Below are 14,497 nucleotides of genomic sequence, written 5' to 3'. Positions count from 1 at the left end.
CGACCCCGTGCGCTATCCGGCCGGAAAGGCCTGAGGCGGCTTCAAAATTTCCCGCCTGGCCCCACCCAACCAGGACGGAAACCGCCATGCCAGCCTATCGCTCCCGCACCACCACCCACGGCCGCAACATGGCGGGCGCGCGCGGCCTCTGGCGCGCGACGGGCATGAAGGATGCGGATTTCGGCAAGCCGATCATCGCGGTCGTCAACTCCTTCACCCAGTTCGTGCCCGGCCACGTCCACCTGAAGGACCTCGGCCAGCTCGTCGCCCGCGAGATTGAGCAGGCCGGCGGCGTCGCCAAGGAATTCAACACCATCGCGGTCGACGACGGCATCGCCATGGGCCATGACGGCATGCTCTACAGCCTGCCGTCGCGCGAATTGATCGCCGACAGCGTCGAATACATGGCCAACGCCCATTGCGCCGACGGCCTCGTCTGCATCTCCAATTGCGACAAGATCACGCCTGGCATGCTGATGGCGGCGCTGCGGCTCAACATCCCCGCGGTGTTCGTCTCGGGCGGCCCGATGGAGGCCGGCAAGGTCAAGCTGCACGGCAAGACCCATGCGGTCGATCTGATCGATGCGATGGTCGCCGCCGCCGATTCCAAGGTCAGCGATGACGACGTCAAGGTGATCGAGCGCTCGGCGTGTCCGACCTGCGGCTCCTGCTCGGGCATGTTCACGGCAAATTCGATGAACTGCCTCACCGAGGCGCTGGGCCTCGCGCTGCCCGGCAACGGCTCGGTGGTCGCAACCCATGCCGACCGCAAGCGGCTGTTCGTCGAGGCCGGCCACACCATCGTCGATCTCGTGCGCCGCTATTATGAGCAGGACGACGCGAGCGTGCTGCCGCGCAACGTCGCGAATTTCAAGGCGTTCGAGAACGCGATGACGCTGGATATCGCGATGGGCGGCTCGACCAACACCGTGCTGCATCTGCTTGCGGCTGCCCATGAGGGGCAGGTCGAGTTCACCATGCACGACATCGACCGCCTGTCGCGACGCGTGCCCGTGCTCTGCAAGGTCGCTCCTTCCGTCGCCGACGTGCATGTCGAGGACGTCCATCGCGCCGGCGGCATCATGGGCATCCTGGGCGAGCTCGATCGCGCCGGCCTGATCGACACAAAGGTCTCGACCGTGCACGCACCGACCATGGCCGACGCCTTGGAGCGCTGGGACGTCAAGCGCTCGAAGAGCGAGGCGGTGCGCACCTTCTATCGCGCCTCGCCCGGCGGCATCCCGACCCAGGTCGCCTTCAGCCAGGAGCGCCGCTACGACGAGCTCGATCTCGACCGCGAGAAGGGTGTTGTGCGAAATCTCGAGCACGCCTTCAGCAAGGACGGCGGCCTTGCCGTGCTCTACGGCAACCTCGCGCAGGACGGCTGCATCGTGAAGACCGCGGGCGTCGACGCTTCGATCCTGAAATTCTCTGGCCCCGCACGCGTGTTCGAGAGCCAGGACGCCGCAGTCGAGGGCATTCTGGGCGGCAAGGTCGTTGCCGGCGAAGTCGTGGTCGTGCGCTACGAAGGCCCGCGCGGCGGCCCCGGCATGCAGGAGATGCTCTATCCGACCAGCTATCTGAAGTCGGTCGGCCTCGGCAAAGCCTGCGCGCTCGTCACCGACGGCCGTTTCTCCGGCGGGTCCTCAGGGCTCTCGATCGGGCATCTGTCGCCGGAGGCCGCCGAAGGCGGCAACATCGGGCTCGTGCGCGACGGCGACCGCATCGCGATCGACATTCCCAACCGCAGCATCCAGCTCGACGTCTCCGACGAGGAGCTCGCCAAGCGTCGTGCAGCGGAGGAGGCGCGGGACGATGCGGCCTGGCAGCCGCAGAACCGCAAGCGCAACGTCTCGACCGCGCTGCAAGCGTATGCCGCACTGACCACCAGCGCCGCGCGCGGCGCGGTGCGCGAGGTCAAGCGCCGCTCGAACTGAGCGGCGCTATCGCGCGCTGCGATCCGCGGGTCGGATCGTGATTGGTCAATGAAGCGTTAGCGGCCAGCCAGAATTGGCTGGTCGCGTTAAGGATGCCCCGACGAACTTTCATCAATGCGGATTTCGCGGCGTATACTGCTGCACGCCGATTTATCGATCCAAATCATTTCGCTTGTTGGGGCACTACCACCATGTCTCGTACCATTGCCGTCGTTTTCGCCAGCGCAACCGCCGTCATCGCCATGACGGGCGCCGCGTCCGCCGGCTGCTACAGTTGCTACACCCCGCCGCCGTGCACGACCTGCTACCAGCAGCAATACGTGGCGCCGCAATATCGCGCCGTCGATGAGACCGTGATGATCTCGCCCGGCGCCGTCGTTGCCCATCGCACCCCCGCGCAATACCGCACCGTGATGGTGCCGCAGACCGTGATGGTCGCCCCGCCCGGCGTGCAGTACGAGCGCATTCCGCCGCAATATGCGACGCGCCAGCGCGTCGAGATGGTCTCGCCCGGCTACTCTTATTACGCCCCGGTCGCCTCGCCTTGCGCATCCTGCGGCGGCTACTGAACCAGAATCAGTTGCGGACAAAAAAGCGCGGCGCCCTGGCGCCGCGCTTTCGTTTGAAGCGAACGAGGCCCGGAGTTGGAGACCAGTCCAACCGGGCCTCGTAACCGGCGACGCCCTGGGCGGCGGCGCCGATGTCGGGATTTGAGTGTGTCCGGCCACGTGATGAGTGCCGTTGCAAGCTTCGCAAGCTAAGGCGCCAAGCTGACAGCGACCTTACAGGCGGTTCCGGTGGGCGAGGGCACTTGCCGCCCGGCTTGGGCCAAGTTCGCGTTGCGTTTGCGGAGCGCCTGCGTTAAGCGACTGAAATTCCTGTCAGGGAAGGGTGGCCGAGTGGTTTAAGGCACCGGTCTTGAAAACCGGCGTGCCCGCAAGGGTACCGTGGGTTCGAATCCCACCCCTTCCGCCAGCATCATTGAAATCATTAATGAATTTTAGATTGTCATGGTCTACCCATACTCGATCCCATATGCGCCGTTCTACGGTGACGCGATGAGCGATTGGCGGCCCAGCGCTGGCCGGCGCGCGAAGTCGCCATGGAAGTCGGCGACTATCAGAATCTGAAGCTGTTCATGCTGGCCCGAGCCAGGAGGCAAGGCGACGGTGATTGCGGCATCTGCTTCGAGTACGCTGTGCATGAGGCGCTCAACGCCGGAAATCCGCATGTGCTCGAAAGGATCTCCGACGCGCTAAAGCTGTGCAAGATCTCAGGTGATCCCCGCTCGCTCCTCTTCGGAATTGAGAAATCTGGCCGGCAGCAGCTGATTGATACTGTGCACCAGGAGTTCACCGACGACAGTCGTGTGCTCTCTGGAGTGCAGGACCAGCCACCGAAAATCAAACGACACCTCAGCGAGCTAGCGAGAGCATTCCGGAGGCGATCAACCAGCCTTCCCACCTCGATCAGCGGCTTGTGGAAGGCCGACCTATTCCTGGGCGTCCCCGAGGCAGAGCGATGGGTTGGCACCACTGTGAAGATCAACTCTCGAAGTCAGTGCGCGGTGGCGTCAGCCGCGGATATCGCTCAACACGGCGGAGAGGTTCGCGTTCATCGCCTCGGTCGCCGTGGTCATCATCTTCGTGAAGACGCCGGTCGATATCGAGATGCGCACCGGCTTACTGGATGGGTTGAAGGTGACTAAGACGTTGCCGCCGACGTATTCGACCTCGATCTCGTCGACCCGTAGCGGCGGTTCGTGCTGCAGGTAGTCCCGCAGAGGGGTTATGTTGGTCATTGGCATGCTTTCCCGGTGAACGGCGATCGAGCATTTCTCGGCGTCAGACGGAGGTCAAAAATGCATGCGGAAACATGCACCACTTTCGTGCATTCGATCGCGCGTCAGCCAAGGTCCACATGCCGCCTTCGCCGCAGCGGCTTCGGAACGATGATGGTGGTTTCCCGCGGCGGCGCCAGCTTGCGCTGGTCGCGCGCTGTGGGCGGCCTGCAGAACTCGACGCCGTTGGCGCGACCGTGAACGAGACCGTCGGGCAGCTCCACGAGTCCGCGGTGGCGTGGGCGGCATTTAAATCCGTCGGAGTGTCGGCTCATGGCGCGCCCTCCGGCACCCCCACTGCCGGCGGCGCGAGAGGGACTGGATCAATCCCCGTTAGGCGTGAGCACCCTGGTCGGCCAAGTCGCCCACAGGCGCGTCTTCGAATGATCCGGGATCAGCTTGACGTCCGAGAGCCGCTGTAGGGCGCCACGTGATTTCTCTCACAGATGGAAAAACCAGCCTCCGGTACAAACACGGTGAGGCGCCGGCTTGGTTTGAGCCAGATGTTGTTCACATGCACCCCCCGAGGAGGGAATTCATGAGTGAAATGCGTGAACTGATCGATACCGAACTCGACGCCGTGAGTGGAGGGTGTTGTTGTCACGACGGGCTCGACGGGCTCTTCGGCAAACTCGGCAATATCGTCAATTTCGGCAATATCTTCATACAGGAAAACATTGCCGTGCAGATTGCTGTGGCTGTCGGCGCTAACGCCACCGCCTTCAATCTGCTCGGTGGTCAGCAGAACTCCGGCTTTATCAGCCGGCTAGCCGTAGTTTAGGCAAGTCGTGATCATGCATGATGCAGCCCTAGAACTAATGGAGCGAAGGTGGCCCTGAACCACACTTTCAGTCTCATGACCTTCGCGCTCTTAGCGCTGTGCTTCGTGGCGTTCGTAGCCACCATAAAGCCGCAACCGCTGTACCACTCAGAAACGGCTGTGGGTTCGATTTATGAGCGCGCCTTCAGCGCCGGAAGTTCTTGAATCGATCCGGCGGTCAGTCATGACGCCTCCAGGGCGCGCTGCACGGTGCTGGTGCCGACGCCGATCGTGCGGGCGATCGTGGGAATGCCCTTGCCTTCGCTGCGCAGCCGCCTGATGCGTCTTTCCAGCTCGACCCTTCATCCCCCAGCGCTTCTCATCAGCGCTTCTGTGGCCGTCCTTGCGGCTGTCACGGCCTAGCTTCACGCCGTTTGCCTTGGCGCGTGCGAGGCCGGCGTTGACGCGCTCGACGACATGGCCTTCTCGACTTCGGCAAACACGCCGCACATCTGGAACATCGTGCGCCCCGGGGGCGTCGTGGTGTCGGGCGCCTGCTGGTGCAGGTACAGGTCGCACTTACTTCGCGGCCTGGAGGTCGCCCAGGAAGCCGACCAGATCCTGCAAGCTGCGGCCGAGGCGATCAACGCTCCAGGCCGCGATCATGTTGATCTAGCGGGCGGTGACATCCTTCAGCAGCCGATCGAAGCCAGGACGCTTGTTGCGGCCGTTGGAGCCGCTGACGTCGGCGTCCTCGTAGAGGCCTGCGATCACCCAGCCCGAGCGCTCAGCGACCGCCTCCAGCTCGCGGCGCTGGTTCTCCGTGGTCTGTCCGTCAGTGCTGACACTTCATGGCCTGCTCCAACGTGGAGCTTCATTTTGATGCTCGCGAAAAGCCCGTGAATTCAACGGGCGCCGGTCGCGGTTGGCAGGGGGGTCGGTATGGCCCGCGAAGTGGGGCGACTACGCCGAGCTATCGCCAATGGGGGCCGGCAACGGTCGCGCGGACGCAGAGGGTTGGGACAGCGGGACAGGCGCTGAGGAGGCCACCTGTCCCGCCGCGCTTACCGCGAACAGTAAACTGCTACGGTGCGCTAACTGCCGGATGACAACATATCGGCCTCGCCTCAACTGTGATGCACGGCACTGCGGCAAGTCGAGGCCGGAGCCGACTGTTGGTGATGGGTTTCAGCGCCACGCGCTATGGGGCGAGCCCCTACGCCCAGGACAAGGACAATGACGACGTCGCGGCAACGCTGTCAGCGGTTGATGGGATCGAGGCTGCTGTCGTGGGTAGTCGGTCGGCGCAAGGAATGTAAGCGTCCATTGTGGATTCACCTCACGGGTAAAAGGTCGCCGCGCGTGCTGCGTTTACATCCAACGTCAGCAGCGAGGCTCCCTTCGAGCGGCGTCGGGTTGGATATTCCCGGTGCTCGAAACGTCAAAAAGGGGGCGGTGGCGGGTGAAAGGAGAAACCGGCCACCGCCGGGCGCGAACCACGTGCCGTTGAAGCACGCCGAGGCGGTCGCGGGTTGTAATCACCGGAACGTGCGTGGTGCCGCCGCTCACCACAATCTGCCAGCCGGCCCCGAGCAGAACGGGGACGAACATGCTCGGTCGCCAAGTCATGCCGTTGCGCTGCGCCTCGGCCGCGAGCCGCTTTCGAGCGGAATGTGATCGGCGTCACGGCGCATCAACGCCACATCGTACACTAGATGGCATGTGGTAATCGACGACATCAAGGATCGGAAGGTACGGCGGATGTAACCGACCTGATGGTCTTGAAGGGCCCCGACGTGCAATATCGTCGGGGCCGGTGACTTTTAGGGGTTTGCGTGTTTCGTCAACGCGGGACCAGCGGCAACGGAAACTGCTGCGGCTTGGTTGATGGAACTGCGACGGCAGAACGGCGAGCTAGCGGCATCTGACTCTGATAAGCAGCCCCAGTGCTGCTCGCGGCGGCGCTGGCCTCGACCTCCTTGACGGTTGGCTTGCGGAGCCTGATTTCAATTCTACGCCATTGCGGCAAGTCCCCAGCCGGACTCAAGACCCTCTACGCAAAACACTGTGGTGAAAAAGACCCGCGTGCAGACAGCCAGACCGCGTGAGACCGAATAGCTCTCGAAATTGCCGAGTGGCCCGGCCTGTCCGCCGGGACTTCGGTCGCAACCTCCGAAGGTCCTCCGGTTGCCAGTTTTCATTTTTTCACCGCGCGGCTGGAATCCGTTGTGGAGGGGGTGCATGTTGAATTTGGTCGAGTCGCCAATTGAAAAATCCATGCGCGGGAGAAGTTTTCAAGCGCGGCTTCAACAGTCATGGCAGATGCAGATCGTCACCGCCTTCGGCAAGAATATCGAAGGCGCAGAACTGCGAGCTCATGATCGTGCTTGCGCGAGTGAAGCGCGTTGAAGTCTGACTAGCATCGACGCCGAGCACGACCGCTTCGCCGTCCAGCACGAATTGCTTCTGGCGGAGCTTGCGCGCGGCCTCCACGCACGCGCCATCCTCACAGCACGATCTAGCTCCCAGAAAGGCAACAATGCAGCTTATTTGCTGCGGGTCAGGGGGGCTTAAACCACGCTGACGCGCGGTCGCTGCACTGGAGGCCCGGCTGTTGCGCCAGCGGGGTTGCAACGGGAGGTCGGCCTTGGTGCGTCCCGCCTCCTGTCGTGGCGCCTAGCCTAGAGCAGCTTCTGCGCCTTCTCGATCTCCTTGAGCAGAGCCATGACCGGATATGAACGTCGAGCGCCGCCGCGATCACAGCGGCTGGCCAGGATATCGGTCTCCCCAAACAGCGCGGGTTGGCGCCCTTTGAGAGCGCTAGGCAACGCGCATGTAGGGAACAGTCACTGACTTTCTCGGGAAGACTTCATCAGTCCGCGCGGAGCGTCATTTGGCGTTGTCCTGACCGAGGGAAAAGCCGGGGCCGTCGAGCAAGTCTGGCTCGATGAATTGTACGGCTTTCGCATTTCGGTGAGAGGCGACGACCGCAGGTTAGTGGCGCAGGATTGACGCGGGCCGCTAGTGGGCCCGGCGTCGGGCTCTATCCCCGTCCTGCTTCCATTGACCGAGCAGCGCGCATGCCTCACTTCTCTCCGCGTCGCTTGGCTGGCTGTCAGGATGCAAGCATTTCATGAGCTTGCCGTAAGTCGCGAACGTCATGATGCCCTTCCGGCAACTTTCCCCCTCGTACCATTTATTCATTTCCCGTAGCGCGAGCCACAGCTTGCGGTTCCTCTCCTTGAGGCGGGCCACCTCGTCGGGATCAATTGGCGGCGGCGCGGGCTTGGCCGCCATGGCCTTGGTTGCTGCATGCTGTTTGCGCTCATCAGCAAGCGCAATCTTCAATGTCGCGTTCTCTTGCTGAAGGGCGGCAATCTCGATTTCTCTTCGCGCCTCGGCCAATTGTTTGAACTGTTCGGCGACGACGTTGCGCAGTCGTTCGATTTCCTCCTTCCGTTTGGTGCGCCATCGCGCCTGCCGCTCGGTATTGTTGAGACCCATGACGATCTCCCTCATGGTCAACGCCTTTCGCGATAGCGTGGCTGATGTCGGCCACAGTGGCAGCATGCTTGATCAGCTTTGGTGATCTCGCGCACTACATGGCGAAGTTTGCGGTAGTCTCCTGATCGAAGCGGCTGGCGATCGCAAGATGGATGTTCTTGCTGCTACCTTTTGAGGTGGTGTCTCATGAAACTGAGCGAATTTTTTTTCGTTGCGGCAATCATCAGCCAGCCCGGCATTTCGGGGGGCAGCCGATATATCTATGGGCGGGACGATTATTCCGAGCATCCGGATCAGGGTCGTTATCCTACCTTTGGAGGCGACGACAAGGCTGCCTCGTCTGCGGTACGAAGCGCTTTAACCACCCCCTCAACGCGAGCAAACAATTGATCTCCTTCGTCCCGTCGCTTTAGCTCGCGCTCTACCACCGTTCTAATGAACGTGCTGGTGCGGCTCTTGTCTATGATATCCTCGACAACGCTCTCGCCGTCGCTCTCCCGCATGCTTGTTAACTGTTGGTCAAGCTGATTAAGCGTTAGGCGAATGACGTGCAATTGGACGTTTTTTGAAAGCTTGGAGCCATTAGCTCCACTGTGGCGATTGCTGTTGTCCTCGATCATTGTCCCCCCCCCTGCGCTGAGGTGTGCGACAATTCTATGAACCCGGCGAAGTGCTGGCACAGTGGCGGGAATTTGACGTTGCTGAGGCTTATAGGTCAGCGTGTCTTGCATTTGCGGCCAAACTCGACCTAGCTAGTGGTCACGCGTACCCCGCGTTTTTCACGCGGCGGTGCATCGCCCGCCGCCGGAGGAGAAGGAGCACTGTAGGGCTAGCCAAAAACTACGGTCGTAAGGCCGCTGTGCGCACCGTTGCTAGCACCGTAGATTGCGTGCAAAGCTTGCAGAAAAGACGAACGATATCAGCCCGGTTGACAGGACACCCCTTCCGCCAAGTATGTTGTTCACCGCTCCTCCAAACCGAAATAGCAAGATATTGAACTGTCTTCGATTTTCGACAATCCCCCGAGACCCGCGTGACTAGCTACGGTGACGAGCTACAAATCTGCGCGGCTGAGCTTCGGACTACGCCGGCAGGGCAGGGCCAGCGCACCAGATGACCGGAGCTTGGGGCAACAACTCCAGCGGTATCAAGAAGAAGAGAGATGTGAAGGACTTCACACGGCGGCCCCGAGCCTTGCACTAGGCAGGACTGAGACAGTCTCAACGGAGATTTGCATGAAGTTCCTGATGATCTCAGGCCTGACCGCCCTCGCGCTCGTCTTGGCCGCAACGAGCATTCCGCGAGCACATCCACCATCGGTAACTCACACATCGGTAGCAGAGATGCAAAAGGTGCCGCAACAAAGCAAACTACCAGTTGAAGATTTCGAAGATCGATCACTGGTGTTTCCAAGGGAATCACAGCGGTAGTGAGAATGCTGCCATCGTCTCGAACCAACTGGGGTTCGAGCAGGCGTCGGGCGGCTCGTATGCCATCGAAAAGCTCGGTGAGTGAGGCGGCTGGTCCGCCCGCGAGAGCAGCAACGTCTCAATCGTTGTCTCATGGACTCATGAAAATCGGGTCGATCCCAACAGGATCCCCGGGCAGTCCCAAGGATTGAAGCGCCGCACGGTGGAGGTCGATCTCAAGGACAGCCAATAGTAGCACTAGCACGGCGACGATGTAGATGAGCACTGGCGACGCGGCCTGGTTGGCGGGATCGCGATTTCGGGGCAGCAAAGCGCGAAAGTGCCACAATCGCGAGATGAGTTGCCGATATGCTTTCGGGTGCAGTTGCATGTTCGGCCTCGATCGGTGAGGGGCCTTTGGCAAGCCTGCGATCACGCAGGTCGCCATTCAAGGCGCCGCTTGTCGCACCCTGGAACCGGACACGAGCTTCATTCGTTGAGCTGGATCAAAAGGGGTGGTTGTTTCTCCTGGAGCCAAGCCTGCCGGGTGTTTCGCTGTGATCGTCTCCGACGACCTAGGGATTGGACCTTGCGTCTCGCTACCGTGCTTCTGACAGCATCGCTGCTCCCGGCGCTGCAACCAGCGCAGGCCCAGTTGGCGGGACACGGCGGGCCTGTCCGGGCGATCGCCGTCTCGGCCGATGGCAAGACCGTTTTGTCGGGTAGCTTCGACACTGCAGCGATCCGATGGTCCCTCGCAACCGAGTCCGCCGAGCAGGTCCTTCGTTTCCATTCGGGTGCGGTGAACGCGGTTGCCTTCCTTGGAGAGGGAAGAGTGGCAACGGCTGGTGCGGACGGCCAGATTGCTATTTGGACGCCAGGCCGGCCGCAGCCCGACCGGGTTTTCGAAGGTCATACGGGACCCATTGTCGGGCTCGCCGTTTCGCCCGATGCATCGAAGCTCGCATCAGCCTCGTGGGACCATACCGTGCGGCTTTGGACGCTGTCGGATGGCACGTCGCGCGTGTTGGAGGGGCATTCGCAAAACATCAACGGCGTTACCTTTACGCCAGGCGGACAATCGCTCGTGAGTGTCGGCTACGACCTTACGGCGCGGGTCTGGCATTTGGCGGATGGGACATCCGAGATTGCGACCTTGCCGGCGCCATTGAACGCAGTTGCGATCGCACCGGACGGCGAAATCGTCACGGGCGCAGCAGACGGCAGGCTGCGCATGATGACCTCAGATGGCAAGGAAAGCGGTGACGTTGCTGCTGGCACCACGCCGATCGTGGCCCTGGCGATCTCGCTTGACGGTACCTTGATTGCCGCAGCCCGGATTGGCGGCACCGTGGCGATCGTCGATCGCAAAGCGCGCAGCGTGCTGCGCACGCTCGCCGGGCCCGGCATGCCGGTCTGGTCGGTTGCGTTCCTGCCCGATGGCGCGACGCTTCTGACCGGCGGCGCCGATGGCAGGATCAGGCAATGGAACGCACTGACCGGCGATGCTATCGGCTCCAACCTCTTGGGCACGCCAGCCGACCCGCTCGCCACCTATGCCGGCGATCACGGCGCCGAAATCTTCCGGGCCTGCGTCGCCTGCCACACGCTGTCGGAGACGGAGGTGCAGCGCGCCGGCCCGACGCTTGCCGGACTCTACGGCCGGAAGATCGCCTCGCTGCCGGGCTACCGCTTCTCCGACGCGCTCAAGAGGATGGACATCGTCTGGACGCCAGAGACCGTGTCAAAACTGTTCGAGATCGGGCCGAACGCCTATACGCCCGGCACGAAGATGCCAGAACAGCGCATCAGCTCGGCCGAAGACCGCCGCGCACTCGCGGACTTTCTGGCGCGTGCGACGTCGAAGTAGGGCGCTAATACCCCGGCCATTGCTCCACGGGAATATTCGTTAGCTCCGGGCGCTCCCTCAGCATGCGAGCGACGTCGATGCTTGGATGTTCCTTCAGAGCCGCCACGACAACCGGTTGACGTACTTGCGGCGTGACAGCCACTTGATCTTCTTGCCCTTCGCCTTCGCCCTGCAGGCGGACGACCGCCTGCTTGAGCGCTACCTTTTCTGCCTTGGTGAGGCGGCGGCCTCAGCCGCGCCAGCGGCAAGGACCGTGGCGATGAGGCACGTCAACAGAACCATCATGAAGCGAGGCACGCGGCTAGTCCTTGCTTTCGCGCTGGCGCAGATAGTCATCCGTCGTCCGAGGCGGCGCGCGTTCCGGAACGCCCCGGAATGGATCGAATTGCTGTTCGCTCATAACAATGACGCGACAATCGGCGCACATCCGCAAGGCCTCGAGCCTCTTGTCGCCGGCGGGATACATCCAATGCCGGCCCTCGAGCTTTGCCGCGATCCGCTCGATCGTGCTCTTCACGCCGAACGGGGTGCCGCAGCGAACGCACAGCGCGGGCTCTTCTTCCTTGATCACGACCGCAGACGCGCGCGCCGCGCGGAAATCGATCTGCGGCTTGAGCGTGATGACCTTTTCAGGGCAGGTGCTCTGGCACAGGCCGCATTGCACGCAGGCGTCTTCGACGAACTTGAGCACAGGACGCTCGGGATCGTCGCGAAGCGCGCCGGTCGGGCAGGCCGAAACACAGGACAGGCACAGCGTGCAACCATCCGTATTGACGCTGATCGCGCCAATCGGTGCGCCTTGCGGCAAAGCGATCACATCGATCGGCTTTGGTGCCAGGCGGTGCAATTCGCTGAGGCCAAATCGCAGGAGATCGCGCCGCTTTCCGACAGTCTTGAAGGTTGCGGGCGTCCCGACCGCCGGAAGCATGTCGATCGCGCTCAATTGCGCACCGAGCACGTCAGGATCGTCGGTTTCGATGGTGGCCGCGCGCTGCCCGTCGAATCCGAGCCCGGCCAGAATCGCCTCGGCCATGGCGATCGTCTGCAACAGCCCTGTCACCTCGTGCCGCGGTTTTGCGCGCAGCAGAAAGCGCACGGCAGACGCGCCGTAGGCGAACGCGCCGATGACCGCTTCCAGCCCGACCTGCGTCAGCTCGTTGACGGCGAGGGGAAGCACGTTGGCCGGCAGCCCGTCGCCGTGACGGGCGAGCGCGTCGATCAGCGGCGTGCCGTGTGGGCTGTCATGCAGCAGCAGCACCGGCTGCGCGCCGCCGGCCTCGTGATAGGCGAGCAGCATGGCACGCATGATCTGCAACTGGGTGTCCGCGGGCGGCAGCGCGTAGGACGCAGCTCCCGTCGGACAGGCTGCAGCGCATTGCCCGCAGCCTGCGCAGACTTCCGCGTTGACAGCGACATGATCGCCGGCGGGCGTGATCGCGCCGGTCGGGCACAGATCGAGGCAGCGATGGCAACCGATCAGCTTCGAGCGCGAATGCGCGCAAAGGGCAGGCGTGAAGTCGACATATCTGGGTTTGTCAAAACTGCCGATGAGATCGCGCGCAGCAAGTACCGCGCGCAGCACAGCGGCGGGGTCCTTGGGATCAGCGCGCAGGTAGCCGTCGCGCAGATCGTGCGCGGGAAACAGCGGCATCTCGCCGGAGAGGTCGAGCACGAGATTGCAGCGCGAAGTCGCCCCGTTGCGCGCGGCTTCGAACACGAAGCGGTCGCGCGAAGACGGTCGGGGCCGCGCGTAGTCGTCGATCGTGAGCTCGAAGGCGCCAAAATGTCCCCTGGCGTTGCGGATTGTTCCCTTCACGATCGGGAAGTCCGTCGCCGCAGGCGGGGCGATATCTGTTGGCCGCTTGAGCATGACCGTGACATCGAGATGGTCCGCGAGCAGCCGTCCGGCCTCGATTGCGGCCTCGTCGCGTCCGTAGATCAGGATGATGCCGTCGCTCGACAGCGAGACGAGCGGATAGTCCGGTCTCGGAATCGCAGCCGCCGCAAGCAGCGCGGCCATCTTCGCACCTGCGTTCGCACCGTCGCGCGACCAGCCCGCCGTCTCGCGGATGTTGACGAAAGTGATCCCGTCAGGGCGTTCGCCGGCCTCATCGGTGAACTGCGCCGCCTGCTGCGTACAGGCAACCGTCAGCGAACCCTCGGCCGTTGCGGCGTTGCGAAAATGATCGAGCTCCGTGCCGCAGAGATGACGAAAGCTTCTGATCTCACAGCTGGGGCAGCCACGCCGGATCGCAGCCGTGTCGAGGCGCATCGTGTCTTCGCACGAGCAGATGAGGACGGTCTTCGCTGGCTGCTCCAGGTGAATCCCTCCGTCAGTGCGGCAAGGGAGCGGACTCGCGCCGATCCCTTGCCTCGTATAGATTTCCACTATCGGGAAGAAAAGGAAAGTGGAGGACGGCCTTGCCGTCGACCCCTACCACCCACGTTTCCCTGGCGGAACCGATTCATCTGCCGCCGCCATTCGCCCTCGTCCGGTTGCGCGAGAGCGGAGACGCCTTTGCCCACGCTTGCCGCATTGCACCCAAGAGCGGCGCTGGCACGCTGGTCTATGTCGGACGGTTCGATCTCGCCGAATTCGCCGTGGTGCTCGAGCCAGGCGAACCCTTGAGCACCGCGCGACGCGCCTTCTACGCCGGCATGGTCGCGCTCACGGACGCGCTTCGCGCCTATGCACCGCCGAACAAGACGATTGCGATCGACTGGCCGGACGCGATCCGGATTGACGGCGGCTTGGTCGGTGGTGGGCGGTTGGGATGGCCGTCGTCCGCGCGCGAGGACGAGCCGCCGGCCTGGCTCGTGTTTGGCGCCATGATCCGGACGGTCGCCATGACCGACCCGGGGGTTGGTGTTCGCCCGCTGGCGTCTGCGCTCGACGAGGAGGGGTTTGGCGAGGCGGGCGCCGTGCAGGTGACGGAAAGCTTCGCGCGGCACTTGATGCGGGCGATCGACGGCTGGCAGGTCGATGGCTTTGACAGTGTCGTGCGCGACTACCTCAGCCGAGTGCGCCGCGAGCGGCCTACCGTCCTGCGGACTGATGATCGCGGCGATCTCCTCACACGCCGCATCGGCACTGACACGATTGAACGGAGGGAACTCGTCAGCGCGCTCGCCGCGCCATCCTGGCTCGATCCGAAACTCGGAGGGCCAAGGCCGTGA

Annotated in this window: 15 protein-coding genes, 1 tRNA gene and 1 pseudogene; 9 read left to right on the top strand and 8 right to left on the bottom strand. The window is 62.9% G+C overall.

Features of this window, described 5'->3' with window-relative positions; all coding sequences use genetic code 11:
* Nucleotides 1-86 precede the first annotated feature (86 nt).
* The 3 genes from ilvD to Q2941_RS11630 all read left to right on the top strand — a co-directional run bounded on the left by ilvD (nt 87) and on the right by Q2941_RS11630 (nt 2,912).
* Nucleotides 87-1,937 (top strand): dihydroxy-acid dehydratase, encoded by a 1,851-nt coding sequence (gene ilvD / locus Q2941_RS11640; protein ID WP_027523356.1) that lies wholly within the window; start codon nt 87-89, stop codon nt 1,935-1,937.
* 242 nt (nt 1,938-2,179) lie between these two features.
* Complete coding sequence (locus tag Q2941_RS11635) at nt 2,180-2,506, top strand: hypothetical protein (RefSeq protein WP_035662557.1); 327 nt, start codon at nt 2,180-2,182, stop codon at nt 2,504-2,506.
* Nucleotides 2,507-2,822: 316 nt separating this feature from the next.
* A tRNA-Ser gene (locus Q2941_RS11630) sits at nt 2,823-2,912 on the top strand.
* A 70-nt stretch (nt 2,913-2,982) separates the two neighbouring features.
* On the opposite strand, the gene Q2941_RS11625 is transcribed toward Q2941_RS11630, so the two are convergent.
* The 3 genes from Q2941_RS11625 to Q2941_RS11615 all read right to left on the bottom strand — a co-directional run bounded on the left by Q2941_RS11625 (nt 2,983) and on the right by Q2941_RS11615 (nt 4,052).
* A complete protein-coding gene (locus tag Q2941_RS11625; RefSeq protein WP_254112430.1) occupies nt 2,983-3,168 on the bottom strand; it encodes a hypothetical protein in 186 nt (61 codons plus the stop codon).
* A 342-nt stretch (nt 3,169-3,510) separates the two neighbouring features.
* Nucleotides 3,511-3,738: a hypothetical protein gene (locus tag Q2941_RS11620; RefSeq protein ID WP_458192561.1), complete on the bottom strand. Its 228-nt coding sequence runs from the start codon at nt 3,736-3,738 to the stop codon at nt 3,511-3,513.
* 104 nt (nt 3,739-3,842) lie between these two features.
* A complete protein-coding gene (locus Q2941_RS11615) occupies nt 3,843-4,052 on the bottom strand; it encodes a hypothetical protein (RefSeq protein WP_254112429.1) in 210 nt (69 codons plus the stop codon).
* 263 nt (nt 4,053-4,315) lie between these two features.
* On the opposite strand from Q2941_RS11615, the gene Q2941_RS11610 reads away from it, so the two are divergent.
* Complete coding sequence (locus tag Q2941_RS11610) at nt 4,316-4,558, top strand: hypothetical protein (RefSeq protein WP_156944328.1); 243 nt, start codon at nt 4,316-4,318, stop codon at nt 4,556-4,558.
* Between the two features lie 221 nt (nt 4,559-4,779).
* Here the strand turns inward: Q2941_RS11610 and Q2941_RS11605 are convergent, their stop codons facing one another.
* Nucleotides 4,780-4,848: a hypothetical protein gene (locus Q2941_RS11605; protein ID WP_371260490.1), complete on the bottom strand. Its 69-nt coding sequence runs from the start codon at nt 4,846-4,848 to the stop codon at nt 4,780-4,782.
* Nucleotides 4,849-5,014: 166 nt separating this feature from the next.
* Here Q2941_RS11605 and Q2941_RS11600 point away from each other — a divergent pair, with 166 nt between their 5' ends.
* Together Q2941_RS11600 and Q2941_RS11595 are read left to right on the top strand one after the other, a co-directional pair.
* The gene (locus Q2941_RS11600; RefSeq protein WP_458192560.1) at nt 5,015-5,440 is read left to right on the top strand and encodes a hypothetical protein; all 426 of its coding nucleotides are present in this window, start codon (nt 5,015-5,017) and stop codon (nt 5,438-5,440) included.
* A gap of 272 nt (nt 5,441-5,712) precedes the next feature.
* Nucleotides 5,713-5,856 carry a hypothetical protein gene (locus Q2941_RS11595; protein WP_458192559.1) on the top strand — a complete coding sequence of 48 codons (144 nt, stop codon included), beginning with the start codon at nt 5,713-5,715 and terminating at the stop codon, nt 5,854-5,856.
* A 1,006-nt stretch (nt 5,857-6,862) separates the two neighbouring features.
* Here the strand turns inward: Q2941_RS11595 and Q2941_RS11590 are convergent.
* The 3 genes and pseudogenes from Q2941_RS11590 to Q2941_RS11580 form a co-directional block, all read right to left on the bottom strand.
* A pseudogene (locus tag Q2941_RS11590) lies at nt 6,863-7,030 on the bottom strand (ATP-dependent DNA ligase); the annotation flags it as partial.
* Nucleotides 7,031-7,558: 528 nt separating this feature from the next.
* Nucleotides 7,559-8,041 carry a hypothetical protein gene (locus Q2941_RS11585; RefSeq protein WP_458192558.1) on the bottom strand — a complete coding sequence of 161 codons (483 nt, stop codon included), beginning with the start codon at nt 8,039-8,041 and terminating at the stop codon, nt 7,559-7,561.
* Nucleotides 8,042-8,343: 302 nt separating this feature from the next.
* On the bottom strand, nt 8,344-8,661 hold the full coding sequence (locus Q2941_RS11580) for a hypothetical protein (protein WP_254112427.1): 318 nt from the start codon (nt 8,659-8,661) through the stop codon (nt 8,344-8,346).
* 615 nt (nt 8,662-9,276) lie between these two features.
* Here Q2941_RS11580 and Q2941_RS11575 point away from each other — a divergent pair.
* The gene (locus Q2941_RS11575) at nt 9,277-9,471 is read left to right on the top strand and encodes a hypothetical protein (protein ID WP_458192557.1); all 195 of its coding nucleotides are present in this window, start codon (nt 9,277-9,279) and stop codon (nt 9,469-9,471) included.
* Between the two features lie 568 nt (nt 9,472-10,039).
* Nucleotides 10,040-11,320, top strand: coding sequence for a c-type cytochrome (locus Q2941_RS11570; protein WP_245288025.1), 1,281 nt, complete (start codon nt 10,040-10,042; stop codon nt 11,318-11,320).
* A 301-nt stretch (nt 11,321-11,621) separates the two neighbouring features.
* Here the strand turns inward: Q2941_RS11570 and Q2941_RS11565 are convergent, their stop codons facing one another.
* Nucleotides 11,622-13,592, bottom strand: coding sequence for a 4Fe-4S binding protein (locus Q2941_RS11565; RefSeq protein WP_458192556.1), 1,971 nt, complete (start codon nt 13,590-13,592; stop codon nt 11,622-11,624).
* A gap of 149 nt (nt 13,593-13,741) precedes the next feature.
* Here Q2941_RS11565 and Q2941_RS11560 point away from each other — a divergent pair, with 149 nt between their 5' ends.
* Nucleotides 13,742-14,497 (top strand): biotin/lipoate--protein ligase family protein, encoded by a 756-nt coding sequence (locus Q2941_RS11560; protein WP_458192555.1) that lies wholly within the window; start codon nt 13,742-13,744, stop codon nt 14,495-14,497.

It is taken from the genome of Bradyrhizobium sp. UFLA05-153 (assembly GCF_054185185.1).
Note: the sequence above shows the minus strand (reverse complement) of the source record. Positions and strands in the feature narration are given on the sequence as shown.

Coding starts and splice junctions, on each gene's coding strand:
- Q2941_RS11585 (WP_458192558.1), bottom strand. CDS start 8,041: ATGGGTCTCAACAATACCGAGCGGCAGGCGCGATGGCGCACCAAACGG.
- Q2941_RS11620 (WP_458192561.1), bottom strand. CDS start 3,738: ATGACCAACATAACCCCTCTGCGGGACTACCTGCAGCACGAACCGCCG.
- Q2941_RS11575 (WP_458192557.1), top strand. CDS start 9,277: ATGAAGTTCCTGATGATCTCAGGCCTGACCGCCCTCGCGCTCGTCTTG.
- Q2941_RS11625 (WP_254112430.1), bottom strand. CDS start 3,168: ATGCGGATTTCCGGCGTTGAGCGCCTCATGCACAGCGTACTCGAAGCA.
- Q2941_RS11610 (WP_156944328.1), top strand. CDS start 4,316: ATGAGTGAAATGCGTGAACTGATCGATACCGAACTCGACGCCGTGAGT.
- Q2941_RS11565 (WP_458192556.1), bottom strand. CDS start 13,592: ATGCGCCTCGACACGGCTGCGATCCGGCGTGGCTGCCCCAGCTGTGAG.
- Q2941_RS11615 (WP_254112429.1), bottom strand. CDS start 4,052: ATGAGCCGACACTCCGACGGATTTAAATGCCGCCCACGCCACCGCGGA.
- Q2941_RS11600 (WP_458192560.1), top strand. CDS start 5,015: ATGGCCTTCTCGACTTCGGCAAACACGCCGCACATCTGGAACATCGTG.
- Q2941_RS11635 (WP_035662557.1), top strand. CDS start 2,180: ATGACGGGCGCCGCGTCCGCCGGCTGCTACAGTTGCTACACCCCGCCG.
- ilvD (WP_027523356.1), top strand. CDS start 87: ATGCCAGCCTATCGCTCCCGCACCACCACCCACGGCCGCAACATGGCG.
- Q2941_RS11580 (WP_254112427.1), bottom strand. CDS start 8,661: ATGATCGAGGACAACAGCAATCGCCACAGTGGAGCTAATGGCTCCAAG.